We start from the raw sequence: 17,992 nt of genomic DNA on the forward strand, positions 1-17,992 counted from the left end.
TGCTAAAATTTAAGTTCCTGATGCTGCCCTTTTCTTTTTTTCCGTTTTTTGTTCCGCGAGGCGAGAGCGGGAGGATCAAAATCAGGCCGGGCCAATAGCAGATCCATCAAGGTATCTACCGGTTTGGCCAATAGCTGTGGCAAAACGTTCAAGTTCTGTTCCTGAATTGAAACAACCTGAATTTGCTCATGCCTATTCAGATGCCCAGCCATACTTAGCCGCTCTTCCAGGTTTCCGTTTTTTTGGGCATTGGCATATCGAAAACTTTCGGCCAATGACCTTTCAAAAGCAAACATTTCATCAAATACCTTTTCCCCAGAAGTTTTAAAAGCTACCCGGTCAAACTGCCCGATCTTTCTCGAATGCTGCTCATTGTTACCCCTGGAATTGTTCATCGGACTGAGCTTGATCTTATTAGTAATATCCTTACGGCTCACAATCACCTGGATATGCATCTGCTCACCCGGCTTGACCTCACCTCTTTTCACAGTTCCGTTTTTTACCTCTTTATCCTTTGCAGAATAATACCGGTGGTTTTCCAGCTTCCCGAACCACAATAAATCTTCATTGCTGTTAATACCTGTACGGTGAAAATTACGGGCGTATTCATCCATAATTTTAACGGCAAAAGCCTTTAATTGCTCCTTCAACTCTTTACCTTCCAACATTTTTAAATGCGTAATCTCCTTTTGGCTGGGTGAGATATTGACCAGGAAAAACTTGGCATCAGTCTGGGATAGCTTTGCGATATTCCCATCGATCAGGGTTTTAACCCGGTAAGATTCAATATAATTATCTCTCCCATTAAACCAATGCTCTGTCTTCTGCTCCGCAAACAATCGATTCTCCTTATCCAGGTAATGCACTAACTGTGCACTACTGCCCTTATTGTTACCCGTTTCGCTTGCCGAGATATTGATAAACATAATCTATAAATTTTCAACCTGCTTACGTGCGGATTCTGCCAGTTCTTCTTTTTCCCTGGTTTTAAAGCTGCCCAGTTCTTCGCGCGATTTAATGTAACCGTTTAATATCTGCAGCATTTTAACCTTTAGCTTTTCCCGTGATTCCATTTTCTGCGCAATGAGTTTGATCAGCCTATCATTATCCTGAGCTGTTTTTATGAAATCTTCCTGGTTTTTCAGCATTGTTTTATTTGCTCCCAGCACCTGTTCATTGAAAAACTTCACGATATCCCGCTGGTTGTTGATCATTTTCTCCACCCCTTGCTTGATCGGAATCAGCAGCAGGTCTTCCTGCGAACGGATAAAAGCCATATAGCTCTTATGCCCCTTGGCCAGCGAAATTTTTAACAGCTCATCATTCAAATCCGTCGGATCCTTTTTGTTCCGGTAAAAGTAATCCACCATCTGCGCGAATACGAGCCGCTTTGATCTGCCCAGTGCCAAACTGATTTTTGAGAGTTTTTCAGCAGTAACTTTACCATATTTTATCGCATTCAGATTTTCCATATCATCCATAATCACAATGAGCTTATTAGCGGCAGCCATACGACTCGCCTGTCGACCCCGCCAAAGGCAAAGCCAATAAAAAATAATTCATTACAAAGGAACAACTGACTAAAAGTGAAAACACTACAAGAATAAAATAACTGATAGCCCTACCCTGCCCACAAAGCAGATTCCCCCATCGATACCCATTATCCATACTAAACATTGCTACAACACACCAAAGAATTCCCGGAGAATTCCAAACATGCCCCAAAAGCTCGCTTTCGGGGCGTAAAGTAGGGCCTGCCCAACTTCCGCTTGCTACTTTTCCTAAAAGGGAAAAGGACTATGGCGAAGAACTGAGCCGGCGGTTAAACCGGAAAAGTTAGGGGCATTTTTGTTTGCTACATTTAACCGTCATATCCTTCAACACAGGCTTACCTATTTCATTAGCCTCCACCGCCAGTTCCACAATTGCGCCAAAAGGTAAATAACGGACTTCTGTCTGACCTGCCATGTAACGGTGCTGATCAGCGGCCTTGCTATATACCGAAAGAGATATCTTTCCCTGTAAATCCATTAGGGTAAAAAAACAGTTGATCGCGAGCCCACTTTTTGACCATAACATAAAGTCGAGTTTTGCACTGTAACTACCAAGTGGGACTTTATCCTTAGTATATGGATAATTTTTAGGCACTAACTCCATTTCCAAATCAGGAGTCAATTCAAGTACAGTTGTTTCCATGCTTTCCAAAATTGATGCTCAAAATTGGCCAAGTAAAATCAGGGGTTATCCAATATTGGAAAGATTGGCCTAAAAGCCAAAAGCTTCGGCCCTGTACAATAAAGCGACCTAAACGAGTAAAAGAATTAAAAATGATTTTATGATAAGATCGAAAATTGTACATTTGGAAGCAACGAAGTATGCTAAAAATGTTCTCAATTATTCACCATAACGCTCCTTTCAAACCCCACTATACATGTTTTAGAGTATATACGAAAGTGCCTCCTGCGGTCATTCCCCTAATGCGCCAACATAACCTGAAATAACAGCGAAGGGAAATAAAATTCACTGAAGTGAATCCTGAAGTATAAAGTACCCTCATAGATCCTGATAAAATACGGGCAGATTTACAGTTGATAAAACCCCATGACTAATAAAACGCAACTCAGAACCCACCAGTTAGAAATTCTTGAAACATTAAACTCACGCGTTAACCTCAAGCAAAAACAAACTATTATTTCCATGGTCCCTGGTAGTGGTAAAACACTATTGATTGGTGTTTTCCTGAAAGATTATCTTGAATCGCAGAAACAAAAGGCGAGAGTTTTGATTATTTGTGACTCTCTACTGGTTAGGGCGCAAACTATTTTGATTTTAAGTGAGGAACTTTCAGAAAAAGTAGGCACGTTATCAGATATCAGAAGCAGTAGGGTAATTGCCGCACATGCTGCAGAATTACGGGATCGCCTGGAAACCTCTAACCGAAAAAACGCTTTTGATTTGGTAATTTTCCTGGATACCAAATATTCGGCTTATCAAAAATTCAATGAAAACAATGGTCAAAAGGCCTGGTTTGAAATTATATTTACCGGCCCGGCAGAGCAAAATGGCATTTTTGGAGAACTGAATTACCGTTATACTTTTAAGGACGCGATCGGAGATGGCATATACTGCCCATACACGCTGATTAGCGTGAATCTTGAAATGAATGACGAAGAACAGCTTGCCCACGAATTATTTTTGAGGCTTGCACAGCACGAACCAAAGAAAACAAGCAGTCCATCTATCTTAGAATCTGAAGGTTATCTCAAGATACTGTGCAATGACATCGTAACCAGGAGTAGAGCTGAAAAAACTTTAATCCTAGCACCCAATATCCAGACAGCAGAACGTATTAGTGAACTTTTAAATAACATTCATAGCAGTGAAACCTTTGCCACCAGTATCCATACAGGTAAAAAGCGGGAAAGTATTAATGGTATTATCGATGATTTTGACAATCCAACTTCTGCTTTGCGGATTTTGATTGTGGTCGGCTTGATACCTTTAATTAGCAGGATACGAACTACCAGAAACCTCATCCCGCTGAGAAAAAGCGCCAGCACTTTGCTTTCTGTACTGGGCTACTCGCTCAGACGTTTTCAAGGTAAGGAATCAGTAACGGTTTTTGATTATATTGGGGTAAGAAAACTATTAAATGACCCAGAACTCGATGGCCTTCCAATAGAGGATGATATTGAAGTGATCGATGCTAAAAAGCTTCTCGCCGAGGCCCATTACATCAGTTTCAGGGATAAAAAGAATATTGACCCAGTCCTGGCCGTTGACGAACTCGCTGAGGAACTTAGCGATATTATTAAAGTTATTCCTGGCGAACAGGGGGCAATGATCGGTATTTTTGGTAACTGGGGCCGCGGAAAAACCTTTTTAATGGACATTGTTTGGAAAAAACTGGTAGAAGACCAGAGCTTCCATAGGATAGACTTTCATGCCTGGCGGTACCAGGATACACCTGCCACCTGGGCCTATTTATATGAGCTCCTTGCTGAGGCTTATTTTGACCATGGAGAAAAAAAATGGTATAAACCTAAATGGATAACCAGTTATTTCAACAGGTTAAAACTCAACCTCATTCGGGAAAAATTCCTTACCGTTGTTAAATTAGTAGGGACAATAGCCTTTGGAGTGATTCTTATCCCAGCAGTGAAACTTTATCTAAAAAGTGATAACGACTTATTGAATTTCTTCAGGTGGCCAGCCAGTTTCTCGGTTTTTGCCTATACCGCTTGGAAATCGCTGGAAAAAGATTACAGTGCGAAAGCTAAAGATGTATTTTCAAAGTATTTCTTAAAACACTCTTTCAAAGACCATTTGGGGCTACAAGCGGAAATACAACAAGAGACCCAGAAGCTTGTTAAATGCTGGATCCCGAAAAAAGACCTCGGTAAGAAAAGGCTCATACTATTCGTAGATGACATCGACCGTTGCAATGAGCTAAAAGTAATCCAAATCATTGATTCCCTGAGGGTACTTTTAGAAGATCATGAAATTGCAGAAAGGGTTGTCATCTTAGCCGCGATAGATGAGCGTTTCTTAAAACTAGCAATAAAAACGAAGTACACACAGCTACTGTCTGTCGAGAAAAAAGATGCGGAACAAACTGCAACCGACCTCAACCGGGTAACGGATGAATACATGGATAAACTCTTCATCTCCGGAATTAGGCTTGGTAACCTTTCCCGTTTAGACAGGGACGATTTCATGCTGTCATTGACCAAACCAGACAGATCTTCTGATGCTGTGCTTAAATCACTTGAAGAGATCATCTCCGATGAACAGCGTACAATCGATTCCCGGATGACCCCATTTCTGCAAGATATACTGCTCCAGGATGATATCGAAAGAAGTTATGACCAGCAGCAATATGATGAAGGCTTAATGGAGGGGACTATTGACGAAGAGTATTACCCTGAATATCTCGAACCCTCTGAGCCGATATCCATTGACCAGCCTATCCGTACCAAAGAAAAGCTATCTGAAGATGAAGTTGCAATACTCAGATACGCAACAATTTGGTTTGAAGACGCAACGCCCCGCCAGATACGAATATTTTACTATCGATATCTAATGGCTAAAAATCTTCTAGATCGCCGATACCGCGCACTAGCCAGAAACAACACCTGGAAGAATCCCCGGCACTCTGCAATTCTTGCCAGGTTGATCATCCACTATACCAATCAAAATTCCAATGTAAATAAAAACAGGGAGCCGGAAGGAAAACAAAGTAAACAACAGGTATCACTTCAGGAACGCCTGAAAGCGGCCATGAAATCCAATACTGAGAAGATGTCTGTGGATCCGCTCCATAAAGTTTTGATGCCCACTCAAGACTATCTGCTAATGCTAAAAGTCCTTGATACAGTGATAGCATATTAAAGAAATATTGATGTCAATAAAACACACTGGTGGTATAATTTTCCACCCGGTAAAGCTCGGATTCTGCCAAAACAAAAGGAGGAAAGGTATAAAAAGTTCCCGGCGTAAAATCCCCCGGGATGTTTATGCCGGAAATCCTTTGCGTGCCACAACTAAGCCCTAATTTTGATTAAGAGTTAAATAAAAACCTAAATAGAAAGTAAAATAAAAATGCCTTTTTAAAGATTACTAAAGTTTTTCATTCTTCTACGGTGGAGATTTGGAGATTCCTCGCAGGATAATCCCAGCCAGTAATCTATAGCTTGCAGTAAATGCTTCCACCAGGTGCTATACTTTGCAGTAGGTACCAATTGACTTGGCGATATCCTTTTGCCATAGCGCGAGCTGCTGAGAGGGGTACATTGAAATATCAAATTTCAACCTGAGCACCGAACACCTATAGTATCCATGTCCGGACTCCTCATGATGGAAATGACCATCCACAAAACCCTCGTCAGCTCCGGGATAGCAAAGGATTGTGTGGTCAGAGCTGAAATATTTTGTGTAGGCATACATCTGTTGCAGATCGGCATATCCCGGTTTATTGCCATAAGGCAGCTTCCATTTCGTATCCAGGACAAAGGTTTTTTCCCCACTTTTTATTACCACATCAGGCCTGAGGTTAACTGGCCTTTTCCCAAAAAGCCTCCAATAAGGTTTATTGGCCTGTGGTTCAATTGTTGCATCGACCAGATATTTTTTAAGGCTCAGGTACACAAACTTTTCCCATAGCTGGTTCATGTCAAACATCAATGCCATGACCCGGCTTTTCCCTGCGTTGATATCGGGATGGTAATTGAGCAATAAAAGCCGCGACATCATCAGCGCTTTGCGGTAATGCTCATTTTTCCTGGAATAAACAATCTTTTCGAACGTATCTTCAGACACGTAGATATCATTCATATCGGGGAAATCGAGCATTATTGCTTCTACATTTGTATGGACATGGCCAGTATGGTTAAAGGTTTTGATCAGCTTTAGCGTCTTGTACAACAGCTGGTTAAGGAGGTTATCGCGGTCATATAAAGTATATTTCACAAAAAAACGTTCCTGGTGAACAATATTTTTGGTCAGGTGCTTTTGGAAAAGTAATTTACCTTTAAGTGAGGTTGTATTCCCTTCTTGCTTCCTGTACTTTTTCAATAGCCCTTGATGAAGGATCACTTGTACCTCTTTAATAAATTCCGCAATATACAAATCAAGTATATTGTTCTTTTTAAGCTTTAAGTTCGCATCATTGGTAGAGATGACGTCCAATACGCCCACTTTGCGCAGCATATCAACAAGAACCTTTCTCCACTGCTGCTTACTACCCCGGTCAATTTTGGGCAACACTTCAATATTTAAGTGGCCCAAAGCAATTACCCCTACATAACCACAAAATTTCACCCCTTTGTGGATGAGGGAATAGTAAGGAACCCCTTCCTCCCCTGCATGAAGTTGTAGGCATTCCAATTCTTTTACGGACAACCTGCCGTCCTCGGGTTGGCCGAGACGGAGACTATCGTGCTCAAATACTGTAATAGTACGTTTAAGCATAACTGGAAAGCTTTTTCCCCAATAACAGGTCAAGTGCACCCTCGAAGTTTATGATGTGCTTTTTGCCGTCCAAGTCAATTTCAAAAGTTTCCTTTACCCTGTAATCCAAAATTTCATATACAGCTTTTCCGTCCAGTTCATCCGGATCAAAATCAAATTGGGCAAAAACTTCCCCGCCCCCTAGTTTTTTTTCACGGATAAAACCGGCTCCAAGCACAGGTCCTATTTTCGAAAGATCCCCATAGAAGTATTCCTGTAATAACGGAATTACCTTATTATATATAACATGCCTAAGATCTTCCATAGAATAAATGGACATAAAATAAGAATGTCCGATCACATGGTCAGCTGACAGTAGCTTCTCCAGCCTCGCATTAATGCTCATCAAAAAAACTTTCAGGTTGAACCCGTTGAAATTTTCGCCAAAAATGCGCTCATCCGCGCCAGCGTATTTCATCTTATTCCAGATCTCTTCCTTTTTATCCTCATTCATTTCTTCCAGTTCACTGGCGCCCAGGAAATGGTAAAGCGGAGTTTCCTTTTCCAAAAATTTGGGATCGTTCCAGGGCTTATCTTCGTAAGCCCACCAAAGCTGCCAGATCAGGCGCCTTGAGTCCAGAAGTTCTGCTCGAGAAGGCATTTCCTCGAAGCTGAACCTTCTTCGTAAAGCGGTGTCAAGTGCTTCCACACTCCTGTCCGCGGTATTCATCGTTCCGATAATGTAGAGGTTACGCGGTACACTGAAAGCATGCGCAGAATATGGAAGGATAATGCGCAATTCCTCATCAGCATCTTTTCGTTTGGAATCCTCGATTAGGGTGATGAGTTCTCCAAAAATCTGCGAGATGTTCCCCCTATTGATTTCATCTATAATGAGTACAAAATTCTTCTTTGTATTATCTTCATCGGTTACCTGGAATGGGTAATGTGCTTGAATATGCTCGCTTATAGCAATCGTATAAGACTTCCAGTCGTCAACTATGCCGTTGGTCATATAGTTCATGACCATACTTCTGGTCACCACCATTTCAGTCGCATTCTCTGTTTGTGGAATTGCGACGACATTGTGATTTGAATTGATCCGGATATTGAAAGGTTTTTTGAGTTTGGGAGTGTAAAGGACCAGTACATTTTCGTTCTCCACCACCTCATTGACAAACTTATCGTAGGAATCGTCAAAACCCGAAACCGATTTTGTTTTTGACGCCTGTAGACAGATTTTTTTGAACAGCCCGTCAGTTACCTGGTAATTTACAGCGCCTTCAGTTCCTTTGGGTGAAACTGGCTTGATGCCTTCAATAAAATCCTCGTAAGACATGCTCTGATGAAATGTACAAAAGGCAATCTGACCCTTACCATTATCAAAATCACTGATCAACAGATCCCGGAACTGCCGGGTAAGCGCATGCCTATCATTACGATTAGCAGCATAAAATACCGGATCAATAATTTTTAGCGCCCTATCAATTGTATGATAGGTTTTTCCTGTCCCGGGGGGACCATATAGGATTTGGTTGAGTTCCATCTTTTCAAAATTGTTTTTTTCAGACACTTTTTCAGGATCCAAAGGCATTACATATCTTACCCTATCAGCAATACTGTTTTCAAGAAAAAGCAGCTGCTCTGTTATTTGGTCGACGACATCTTCGTCAAAGGGATTTAAACCTGTTTTTGTTCCGATACTATGCCCATCCTGCCATGGAATCCATTCCAATCCTTCAGGCAGTTCATTTCCGATCAATGTTTTAAATTTCTGAGCCTGTTTACCCTCAAAATGGATATCCACAAAAAAACAGTTTTTATAAGCATTACGGGTCCGGATGGAAACTTCAAAATGGGCATCCCGATTTCCGATCAGCCCGGCGGCATCACGGATCCAGACATAACTGTCTTTTCTTCCACTGAATCCATTGTCCTTTAAATGCGCATAGTCAATCGAGAAGTCTTTCAGAATAGATTCTTCTTCCTGCATGGCCGACTGGAGGTCACCGATCACACTTTTAAATGTGACCTCATTTTTATCAAGCATTTTGTATAAGATATCCTGTGCTAAAAGTTTATGGTGCTGATCCTGAAATAACCCCGGTGGAAGCTTTTCGGATACGATTTCCAGCAGTTCGCTATCCGGCTTGATATACCGTTCAACCAAATCCTCAACAAGTTTCAGGTAATGGATATATTTCTCATTTTTCTTTTTAGTTTTCTCTCCAAGCTTGATGCAATATTTAACATAGAAAGAGCTCTTGTAAAAAGTATATTTTTCCGGGTATTTAACCGTGAGAAAGGTCGCAATCGCGCGCTCATCCTGATGATGGAACAATGTCTGCCCCATTGCCCGGTAGGCCTCATCGATCATGGCCTGGAACAGGTTAATCCGCTCACCAAGGAGAAGATTTTCATTAAAAAGAACTTCAAGTGCTTCCCTGTAAGCCTGCGGATTCTCAGCTAGAATATGGTTCCTGACGCCCCTAGTAGTGTGAAAGATCAGGTTATCGTAAGTAATTGTCCTGATTTTCTCGGCAAAATCCAGGCCGCTGAGATCAGGCTTTCCACCAATGTCCTTTAACATCCGCCATTTATAAAGCTCATCATTCAGCCCTTTTTCAACCAGATCCTCTTTATACCCCTCAATCATTTGCTGGACCGGATCATTAGTACGCTTTTCAATCATAAATTCCGCCCCAAGCAATAAAAGAAAACGCTGGGCCATACTGGTTGTAAACTGATCATGAGCCAATAATTCCCCGTTTGCAAATTCATTTGCTATCACAATCACGTGTTTGGGCGGGTATTTTTTATTTTCATAGGAAAGGTCATATATCGATGACTTCCCAAGCGGGTATCTCAGTCCATTTTCACGGATATCGGCAATGGCCTGTAGAACATGTTCTTTGGTAATATTCTTAGGGATCAATTGAGCGTTGTTTTAATGTGATCATTATCTTAAAGACCAGCGGTCTAAGACGGTCCAAAATAGCAAATAATTATCATCTATGGATGATTTACAATATTCTGATGCGTAATAAATGCTTTTTTACCCATATTTTCGGCGCGCCATTTTAACTCCAAAAGAAAAAATCACCATTGGCGCAATCCTGTGATCAAAGCTGCTTGCCTGACCAAAGATGTTACCGATCAGCGAAAATCGGTTTAAAACCAAAAAGGTAGTGGCTTTAATATTTGAAGTCAACAGAAATTAGGCCTGTCCGAAACAAATCGAACAGTCCCATTTACCTTAAACTTCCAGAAAAGTGGTGCATCCGGCGGGTGTTAATTTACCGCAATGGTGTAAGATATCATTAAAACCCAGTCAGCCGCCCTAATTTTTAAAAACAAACTTTGTGATATTTGCTTAAATACAACCCATAACCAAATTTCCCGTCATGAAAATAACCCTAGACGATTTAGCACAAAAATTCCAGCTATTATTCACCAAGGTAGAGCTGATCGAGCAAAAACTTAATTCACCAAGTTTAAGGAGAAAAGCTACTTTAGTTTCCGGCTTTCCAATCCAGGAACTTCTTTCCTTTAAAAATGAACTTGAGCAGGTTTACGATAAATTTGCTGTTTTAACCCCGCAGGCACTGTACCTCGATATCTTCGATACCCTAAAACAGATAGAAACCACTACCAATGAGATCAAGGAATCAACCGGATTTGTAAAAAACATCTTTGTAAAAGAAAAAGTAAAACCGGTAAAGGAAAAAGTCCCCAAACAGGAGATTATAGATAGCTTTACAATTAAATACCTCAAATCAATGAAAAAATAAGGATAGATAAACCGCTACTTCTTTAACACCAACCTACCCAATGTTGGACAGCCGATAAAAAACTTTGCCCAACATTGTATCAAACTGAATCAATTATGGAAACCTTTGGTTTTGAAAAACTTCCCGAAGTAGTAAGGCAGCTGTTTGAAAAAGTTGAACGCATTGAATCAATGCTAGAAAAACTTCATCCCAGCGAAGAAGACCAGGACGAACTCTTCAACATCCAGCAGGCAGCAGACTACCTGAAAGTATCCGTACAATCAATTTATGCCAAGGTCAGCAGACTGGAAATACCGGTAAACAAGCCTGGCAAACGGTTATACTTCAGCAAACGCGAACTCCGCAGCTGGGTAGCCAATTCCAGGCGGAAAACCGCCACCGAAATGATCGGTGAACTCAAATTAACAGTGGAAAAAAGTAACTCCAGATTGTACTGATAACCCTGGAACCATCAATAATGATGATCAATGGTCAGCGCTTCTCCAACCTGCTTAGCGCCCGTTTGAAATACGCCTGCGTTTCCTTGTCGGTACAATAGATATAACAGCCCTTCATCCCCCGGGACATCAATGTACGGTAGGTATTTTTGATAATCCTGTCCAGGCGTTCCATGGTGGAGACAGGATCTGTTTTCATCAGGCCTTTATATCCCGAAAGGGCCCTATCCCGTTGGGGATGCGCATAAGGATTGACAACCAGCTTTCCATCACGGTAAAGCAGATCATCGCCAACAATCACACCGATATAATCCACCTCAAGCCCCTGGCAGGTATGGATACAGCCGACCTGTTCGACAGATCCAGGCTCAATTATCCAGGAATAACCATCTCTGCGCAGATTCCATTGCATTTGGAAACTATGCTCAGCGATGACCACATCCATCGCCTTGGGATCTTTCAGACTTAGCCAGTCCCAACAATAACCCGCTACCATCCGGGCCGAATCCCGCTCCCTGTTCTTTTCAAAAATCAGTGCTCTGAGTAGATTCGGATCATCCACTACCATAAAATCATATTTAAGCTCCGAAATCTTCAGGTTTGCCGATTCCCTGATCTGGAGTACATTATTCAGCCAAGCCAGATAACCTTCAGAACCCCCACAACGGAACTGCGAGGTAAGCTCCATATAACTCACCTCAGCATTAAAATGTTGGGCCCATTTTTCAATTTCCTGTTGGTCACCAATATCAAACATGGTCACCTGCTGGTCCTCATCCAGAAAGAAAACACTAGATCTGGATGCATAGATAATCTCTTTTACCTGGTTTTCCCCTTTCACAAACCTCCCGGAACCGGCCATTAACCTATGCGCCTCATCTACGATCAGCGCATCAAACTCATTGTCCTGGGATGCCACAAAGCTGGATGATCCTTTAAAAAGATGCGCAAAGTGGGTCTTGGTCATCACCTTGGTGAGTTTTTTTTCATACACGCTCCTGGGCGCAGCGTTACGGGTCACATATCGTGCATTGATTCCCTTTTTACTCAATTTGGATAACAGATGGATCGCCACTACTGATTTACCCGTACCGGGACCGCCCATTATGATCATCACCTTCTTTCGACTATCTGAAGCTGAGGTAACATTCGATAATGCATTTTCCAGTGCTATTTTTTGCGCATCGATCATCACAAAAGAATCATTGCCCTTAAGCAATTTTGCCAGTTCATCCGCAAGTTTCTTCGATGGACGTACTTTTGCCAAATCCACCCGCTGAATGATATCGGTTTTATCCCCCTGCTTTATACGCTCGGAAATAAAATTCCTTACCTTGATTTTTTCGGTCTTAAAAAATGAGGGTGCTTTTGCCAAGTGATCGGCATAAAAAGAGCCTGAAATGATCCCATCGTCCAAAAGATTATGCAGATAAGCGCAAGGACTAACACCTATCTTATTTTCATAAACCTCGGTATTGAATGCTTCCAATAAAGCCGCATAAGACCAGGCCTGGTAACTGGGATGGGTATCCTGAATCTGGTCCTTACCCCGGGACCAACTGATAATGGCATCCTTCTTTGTAGCCCTGACCGAAGACCATTGCTTGAGCTCAATCAGCACGATATGGTCATTTCCATCCGCATCCTGCCCGGCAACCATAAAATCGATCCTGCTCATGGTTCCCGGTATCATATATTCGATACTGATACTCACATCAAAGGGAACAAGCTCACTATCCAAAACAAAATACATATGCTGCAGAGAATGCTGCCAGGACCGGTAAAGCGATTCCTGCGTTTTACTTCCCCAGACCTTAAGCACCTGCGCTTCAATGATATCTTCGATCAGACCATTTGAAACATCATCCAGAAATTCAAGCTTGTTCTTTTTGTAAACGATCATAGCTCATTATACTTCCTGGCATTCCCCTTAGACTTATCAACAGGATACTTTATCCCGTTTTTTCTGATCTTCTCCATCACGATCTCCTTCACATCAAGTCCGAGTTTTTCAGCCAGCAGCAGCGCATAACCGATCACGTCTGCAAGTTCCTCCCTAAGTTTCTCCGGGTTTGCCTGTTCCGGCGATTTCCAGAGATAAAGTTCAAGCAGCTCTGCAGCCTCGATATTGAGGGCAAGTGCAAGGTCTTTGGCATTATGGAATTGTTCCCAGTCCCGCTGATCGCGGAATTCGATAAGGGCATCGGTCATCTCTTGTATATCAGTCATATCTTGTAAAGCGAAAAAAAATCCTATAGGACAGTAATGAACGAAGATAATCCTTTTCCTGAAAAACATAGACATTTTTCACCCATCCCCGATGCAGCATCAAAGCCGATAATATAGGGAATAACGAAATATTCAAAATTTTCTAGTTCTCTGGCCTCAGTGCGTATTTCACTAAAACTGTACAGCCCGTTGTACCGTCCTCAATTTATCTGTCTTTTTTGATCTATAATACTAGAAGAAGACAGGGGCATAAAAAAAGCCACTACAATGAGTGGCTTTTCAATATTTAAAACTGGCCTATCTGGCTTTGTGTTTTGCATTCTTCAATTCCGCCATAAAGATTTTTCCATCTTTTTCAGTACTGATCGCTTTCGAAAGACTGTCCTCCTTTCCCTGAGTGCCGACATCATGGGAAAGCTTGCCGGCCCTGTTTTGGCTGAGCACTTTGCGAAAGTTGATAAGCTGTTGTTGGATACGTTTATTCATAATACCACAAATATGCAAATAATAAAAACAGATAGAAACCACCACCAATGAAATCAAAGAATCAACCTACCGGAAGTCATCCGCCAACTCTTCGAAAAGGTTGAACGCATCGAATCAATAGTTGAACAGCTTCATCCCAGCGAAGAGGATAATGATGAACTCTTCAACATCAAGCAGGCAGCAGAGTACCTGAAAGTCTCCATACAAGCGATTTATGCAAAAGTGAGCAGACTGGAGATACCGGGCAGAAAACCGGGCAAACGGTTATACTTCAGCAAACGCGAACTCCGCAGTTGGGTAGATCGTTCCAGGCGTAAAACCGCCAGTGAACTGATCAGTGAACTAAAAGAACTACCCAAAGTAAATATACTAAGTTATACTAGAATGGGTTGATTTTGCACTAAAGTGTCCGGAAGCGATATCAAAACTATAATGAGATTTTCAGCAATCAACAATAAAACAGAACATTAAGCCATTTTTGATTAACGCAGAAGTCTTTTGATCATCGATTGACACCTATGATTTTAAAATAATCATCATTTTGCTTTCTTAGGGTAAGGTCTATTTATTTATTCTGCCTCGGTGTATCCGCATAAGCTAATGATCTGGTCTTAACCACTCCTGTTTTTTGGTATCAGGATCATACCTAAACACTCCTCCCCTCATGCCTACATAGACTACAGCGTTATGGCAAACGACCGAGTTTGGAGAGAGATAGTATAACCAGCTGTCATTCTCATATAAGCTTTCAATACCTGACTTTTCATCTATCCGGAGCAGTGCAGATGCCGTGGCAATCAGAAAACGGTTTTTACGATCGATGGTTATCGCTCTTGGGGCCGAAGACAACCTCAGGTAATCACCTGCAGTCCATTTTCCTGCTTTTTTTTCGATCTGGAGAATTGTCCCCTCGTTAACCGACATATGTGATAGCCCCTGGATGGCATAGACTTTCCCATCACGAGAGATAAACTGCTGCAGATTAAAACGGCCGATCAGATAATACTCCTTCCCATCAGTGGAGAACCAGTTCAGACTTCCGCCAAATTCCCCGTTGTTAAAGCCTATCAGATAACCGTCATCTACCCTGAATGTAGTACGTACACCTGCAAAAGGGCTATAGAACTCCTGGCCTTCTTTTGGGGCCTGGGCTTCGATACTAAATGGAAGGTCATTTTTTTTGCCATAAATTCCTTTCGCGGTTTTAATCTGATTATCCTGGATATAAACCCGGTAATCACTGCTGTGATTATAAATTAGCAGTGTGTCTTTATCCACTGGAAATGTGTGGCTTTTCCAATCTTTGATCAGCGAAGTATCCTTCTGGGCTTTTAGGGATACAGTGATCGTGAGCAATAAGAGCGTAACCAGGATTTTCATGTTGTTAAGTTAAGTTTTTTAGCCCGGATTAATCTCCCCCTTTTTTTATCGTGCTTTAACGAATGAGTTTCACCAGATAATCATTGATTTTAACCGGACAGATTTTAAGATCCTCCATCAAGGCTTTCCCATTTTCCAGTGATAGCAATTCCTTGAACTTCTGCCGGGTAACAGGATTGATATTGTCTATACCGATTTCTTCCAACGCCTGGATAATCAAACTGCTGTACGCTCCCTTCATCGAAAGCTTTTTGGGCGTAGTGGTCTTAAACTTAATCACCGATTTTCCCACTTTGACCTGGCGCGGAGGACCGTCAGTGAGATATACCAGTTTGGTTGGCACCTGCGTGGTAAGCCCAAGCCGATGTAGCGCATATGCCCCCGCAGGCTTGATCCTCACTTTATCCTTTTTGGCAATCGCCTGGGCAATATCTTCCAGGGCCGGCATCAGCACACCAAAAACCGGATCCTTTTTAGGAATAATATGAATGCCATGACCGATCCGCATGATCTGCCCAGCGCCATTTTAACAGCCGCCCCGCTTCCAGCCCCTCTAAAATCCGCAGGAAAAATCAAGGCACCCGCTTTCTTCCGTTTAACGCGCGGTTCTACATCCAAATGAACACTTGACATGTTACCTTTTTTAAAATAAAGGTAACAGATAAATCCCGTTATTAACGGTAAATTTCTCACAGTTTTCCAGACGGCAGCTATAAAACAAAGATGCACCAACAGCCCGATCTTCCAGAAGCAACCAGTGCAAAAACATTCGAAAATCATCAAGATTTAGAGCACAGCATTTTTCGAACTGCTCCGAACCTCCAGGCACACACAGACTCAATCCCGTATAAGCAAAGGCCGGGCGAAGCCGGCAGGGCGCAACAGCGCGCCGGCCAAACATCAGAAGATCACTGACTGCCAATATAAAAAAACAAAAGGGCATGTGGAGTACCCTTTCGTCGTTTGATTTAAGCTGCTTTCCTTTTAAGATACCTCCCGATCATCCTTTCCCACTCTGCAACATTATGGTGAACTACCCTGTCGAGGAATGACTTATGATTTCTCGCCGTTTGCTTGTCGAGCACGAAATCCTTATCAAAAAGAGAAAGTCTAAAAACATAGGTTGCATTTCCGCTCCTAAGATTCTCTAGAATAACAATATCATCCTGTTCGAATTCAAAACGAAGGTACTCATTAAAACCACCTATCCCATCTGCTATATCCGAAGCATTATAATCTTCAAGCACTGCAAATCGGTAACTGTTCCCTCCATTGTCGGAGCCATAATCCCCTCTGATCAGGCGCTCCTTTATTTCATCTATCTTCTCGGCCATGGTCCCGATCCCGGACTGGAGTACTTTTCTTCCCAGATGCTGGGTGATGCGAAGAGCAGGTTCAAATTTACTGTCATAGATCATGTAGTAGCCACCAAGAATGACACAAATATTCATAGCTGCCTTCGCACGAAGAAAATGTGTCTCATCATCAACCATGTTAAACAACGGGAAATGGATGATCATCTCTTGCTGTGGAGACATATGTCTATATAACTTCAGCTCAAACCGGTGGGTCATTTCTTTTTCCCAAATATGAAACTCACGGTCATATTCAATAATCTTACCGTGATAATTACTGTAATATTCGATGTGTTTTTCAATCGTTTCTTTGCGTTCCGGTTGCTTGCGCACAAATTTACCTTTTACGTTCTCCTTTAAAGGACCTTTTTTACCTGAAACGGTAAAACTGCCAGTCTTACCATTGATCAAGTCATTGAGATCAAGGTGGTCTTTTCCTATTTCTGTAATCTGATCAATACCGAAACCGATATAATAATCCTGACCATCAGAAAGCAAATCTCTAAGATGGCTTTCTGCATTAATAATTCTTCCCATGATCAGTTATATTTCGTGGTAAATCTTAGCCAGTTCCTTACATAATTCCTTGGCCTCTGCTGCTGTAACCATTACATTACCATCCGCGTGAACCAAACGTTCTCCGAAAACATCATAAGCCCAGCACAAGGTGGAATCCACGACTTCACCTGGCCCAACGACTTTTTCCTGAAGGTAAATTCTAAGGATGTTTGCAATGCTTTTTGATTGCTGCAGCCCAAATGGTTTTGATTTGGACACATGAAACTTTAACGCGCCAATCTTTACTACCCCATCTTCAACATAGCGGTAAACCAGTTCGGGGTTTACGTTGATATTAATGCCCTCAATCTCTATGTTTTTCTGATCCGGAAAAAGCACTTCATAACCATTTACCAAAATATGTTCAAAGCCCATTTCCATCACCTTATGAATAGCTTCGATAGAAACGGTTATATTATTTTTTGCTTTATCATCCTTTGGAACCTTATTTTTAAGATCATCCAGCGCTTGCTTCAGAACTCCGGTTTTAGCCACATCACGAAAATAAACTTTCATCCTATTCTTTGCCAGCTGATACCAGGGCGTGAGTAGCTTATTTACATTGAGTTGCTGTTCAACAATTCTAGCTTTCCCCCTTGGGGTTGCTTGCCCAGCTTCTATAAACTGGTTTAACGATATGGTAAACATTGCCATCTCAATTTCCTCCTTGATTGTCTTCAGATAATCGATTTAATCTGAATGAGCTTCCCCTGCCATTCAGCACTACCGTTCCATAACGGGATTGTTTCCAGGGAACGATAACGCTCCCCAGAAATTCTTCAGATGTTTTTTTTGCCATCTTCTTTTT

General features: G+C 41.9%; 16 protein-coding genes. 4 read left to right on the plus strand and 12 right to left on the minus strand.

Going from position 1 to position 17,992, the window contains the following annotated elements; translation table 11 throughout:
- Positions 1-2: 2 nt before the first annotated feature.
- From BLR37_RS03170 to BLR37_RS03180, 3 genes are all read right to left on the minus strand, one after another.
- Positions 3-926 carry a DUF5712 family protein gene (locus tag BLR37_RS03170; protein ID WP_039471949.1) on the minus strand — a complete coding sequence of 308 codons (924 nt, stop codon included), beginning with the start codon at positions 924-926 and terminating at the stop codon, positions 3-5.
- Positions 927-929: 3 nt separating this feature from the next.
- Entirely contained in the window at positions 930-1,511 is a 582-nt protein-coding gene (locus tag BLR37_RS03175; RefSeq protein ID WP_039471951.1) for a BfmA/BtgA family mobilization protein, read from the minus strand.
- Between the two features lie 325 nt (positions 1,512-1,836).
- Positions 1,837-2,196 (minus strand): hypothetical protein, encoded by a 360-nt coding sequence (locus tag BLR37_RS03180; RefSeq protein ID WP_090764406.1) that lies wholly within the window; start codon positions 2,194-2,196, stop codon positions 1,837-1,839.
- A 405-nt stretch (positions 2,197-2,601) separates the two neighbouring features.
- Here BLR37_RS03180 and BLR37_RS03185 point away from each other — a divergent pair, with 405 nt between their 5' ends.
- Positions 2,602-5,391 (plus strand): P-loop NTPase fold protein, encoded by a 2,790-nt coding sequence (locus tag BLR37_RS03185; protein WP_090764412.1) that lies wholly within the window; start codon positions 2,602-2,604, stop codon positions 5,389-5,391.
- A 327-nt stretch (positions 5,392-5,718) separates the two neighbouring features.
- Here BLR37_RS03185 and BLR37_RS03190 read toward each other — a convergent pair whose 3' ends face one another.
- Together BLR37_RS03190 and BLR37_RS25485 are read right to left on the minus strand one after the other, a co-directional pair.
- Positions 5,719-6,969 (minus strand): McrC family protein, encoded by a 1,251-nt coding sequence (locus BLR37_RS03190; protein WP_090764414.1) that lies wholly within the window; start codon positions 6,967-6,969, stop codon positions 5,719-5,721.
- Positions 6,962-9,883, minus strand: a complete 2,922-nt coding sequence (locus BLR37_RS25485; RefSeq protein ID WP_039471959.1) for an McrB family protein — start codon at positions 9,881-9,883, stop codon at positions 6,962-6,964. The genes BLR37_RS03190 and BLR37_RS25485 overlap by 8 nt, the downstream gene beginning before the upstream one ends.
- Before the next feature lie 469 nt (positions 9,884-10,352).
- Between BLR37_RS25485 and BLR37_RS03200 the strand changes: the two genes are divergently transcribed.
- Positions 10,353-10,739 (plus strand): hypothetical protein, encoded by a 387-nt coding sequence (locus BLR37_RS03200; RefSeq protein WP_039471961.1) that lies wholly within the window; start codon positions 10,353-10,355, stop codon positions 10,737-10,739.
- A gap of 95 nt (positions 10,740-10,834) precedes the next feature.
- Positions 10,835-11,176, plus strand: coding sequence for a helix-turn-helix domain-containing protein (locus BLR37_RS03205; protein ID WP_039471962.1), 342 nt, complete (start codon positions 10,835-10,837; stop codon positions 11,174-11,176).
- Positions 11,177-11,210: 34 nt separating this feature from the next.
- Here BLR37_RS03205 and BLR37_RS03210 read toward each other — a convergent pair whose 3' ends face one another.
- From BLR37_RS03210 to BLR37_RS03220, 3 genes are all read right to left on the minus strand, one after another.
- The gene (locus BLR37_RS03210; protein ID WP_039471965.1) at positions 11,211-13,079 is read right to left on the minus strand and encodes a DUF2075 domain-containing protein; all 1,869 of its coding nucleotides are present in this window, start codon (positions 13,077-13,079) and stop codon (positions 11,211-11,213) included.
- Complete coding sequence (locus BLR37_RS03215; RefSeq protein ID WP_039471967.1) at positions 13,076-13,405, minus strand: nucleotide pyrophosphohydrolase; 330 nt, start codon at positions 13,403-13,405, stop codon at positions 13,076-13,078. Before BLR37_RS03215 ends, BLR37_RS03210 begins: the two co-directional genes overlap by 4 nt.
- A 297-nt stretch (positions 13,406-13,702) precedes the next feature.
- Positions 13,703-13,891 (minus strand): hypothetical protein, encoded by a 189-nt coding sequence (locus BLR37_RS03220; RefSeq protein WP_090764417.1) that lies wholly within the window; start codon positions 13,889-13,891, stop codon positions 13,703-13,705.
- 168 nt (positions 13,892-14,059) lie between these two features.
- Here BLR37_RS03220 and BLR37_RS25710 point away from each other — a divergent pair, with 168 nt between their 5' ends.
- Positions 14,060-14,284 carry a helix-turn-helix domain-containing protein gene (locus BLR37_RS25710; RefSeq protein ID WP_425262010.1) on the plus strand — a complete coding sequence of 75 codons (225 nt, stop codon included), beginning with the start codon at positions 14,060-14,062 and terminating at the stop codon, positions 14,282-14,284.
- A 204-nt stretch (positions 14,285-14,488) separates the two neighbouring features.
- Here BLR37_RS25710 and BLR37_RS03230 read toward each other — a convergent pair whose 3' ends face one another.
- The 4 genes from BLR37_RS03230 to BLR37_RS03255 form a co-directional block, all read right to left on the minus strand.
- Positions 14,489-15,271: an NHL repeat-containing protein gene (locus BLR37_RS03230; protein ID WP_090764423.1), complete on the minus strand. Its 783-nt coding sequence runs from the start codon at positions 15,269-15,271 to the stop codon at positions 14,489-14,491.
- 55 nt (positions 15,272-15,326) lie between these two features.
- Positions 15,327-15,779 (minus strand): DUF6088 family protein, encoded by a 453-nt coding sequence (locus BLR37_RS03235; protein WP_143009526.1) that lies wholly within the window; start codon positions 15,777-15,779, stop codon positions 15,327-15,329.
- 460 nt (positions 15,780-16,239) lie between these two features.
- Positions 16,240-17,163, minus strand: a complete 924-nt coding sequence (locus tag BLR37_RS03250; RefSeq protein ID WP_090764433.1) for a hypothetical protein — start codon at positions 17,161-17,163, stop codon at positions 16,240-16,242.
- Positions 17,164-17,169: 6 nt separating this feature from the next.
- On the minus strand, positions 17,170-17,838 hold the full coding sequence (locus tag BLR37_RS03255) for a hypothetical protein (protein ID WP_090764436.1): 669 nt from the start codon (positions 17,836-17,838) through the stop codon (positions 17,170-17,172).
- Positions 17,839-17,992 lie beyond the last annotated feature (154 nt).

It is taken from the genome of Pedobacter soli, from assembly GCF_900101435.1.
Taxonomy (GTDB): Bacteria; Bacteroidota; Bacteroidia; order Sphingobacteriales; family Sphingobacteriaceae; genus Pedobacter; species Pedobacter soli.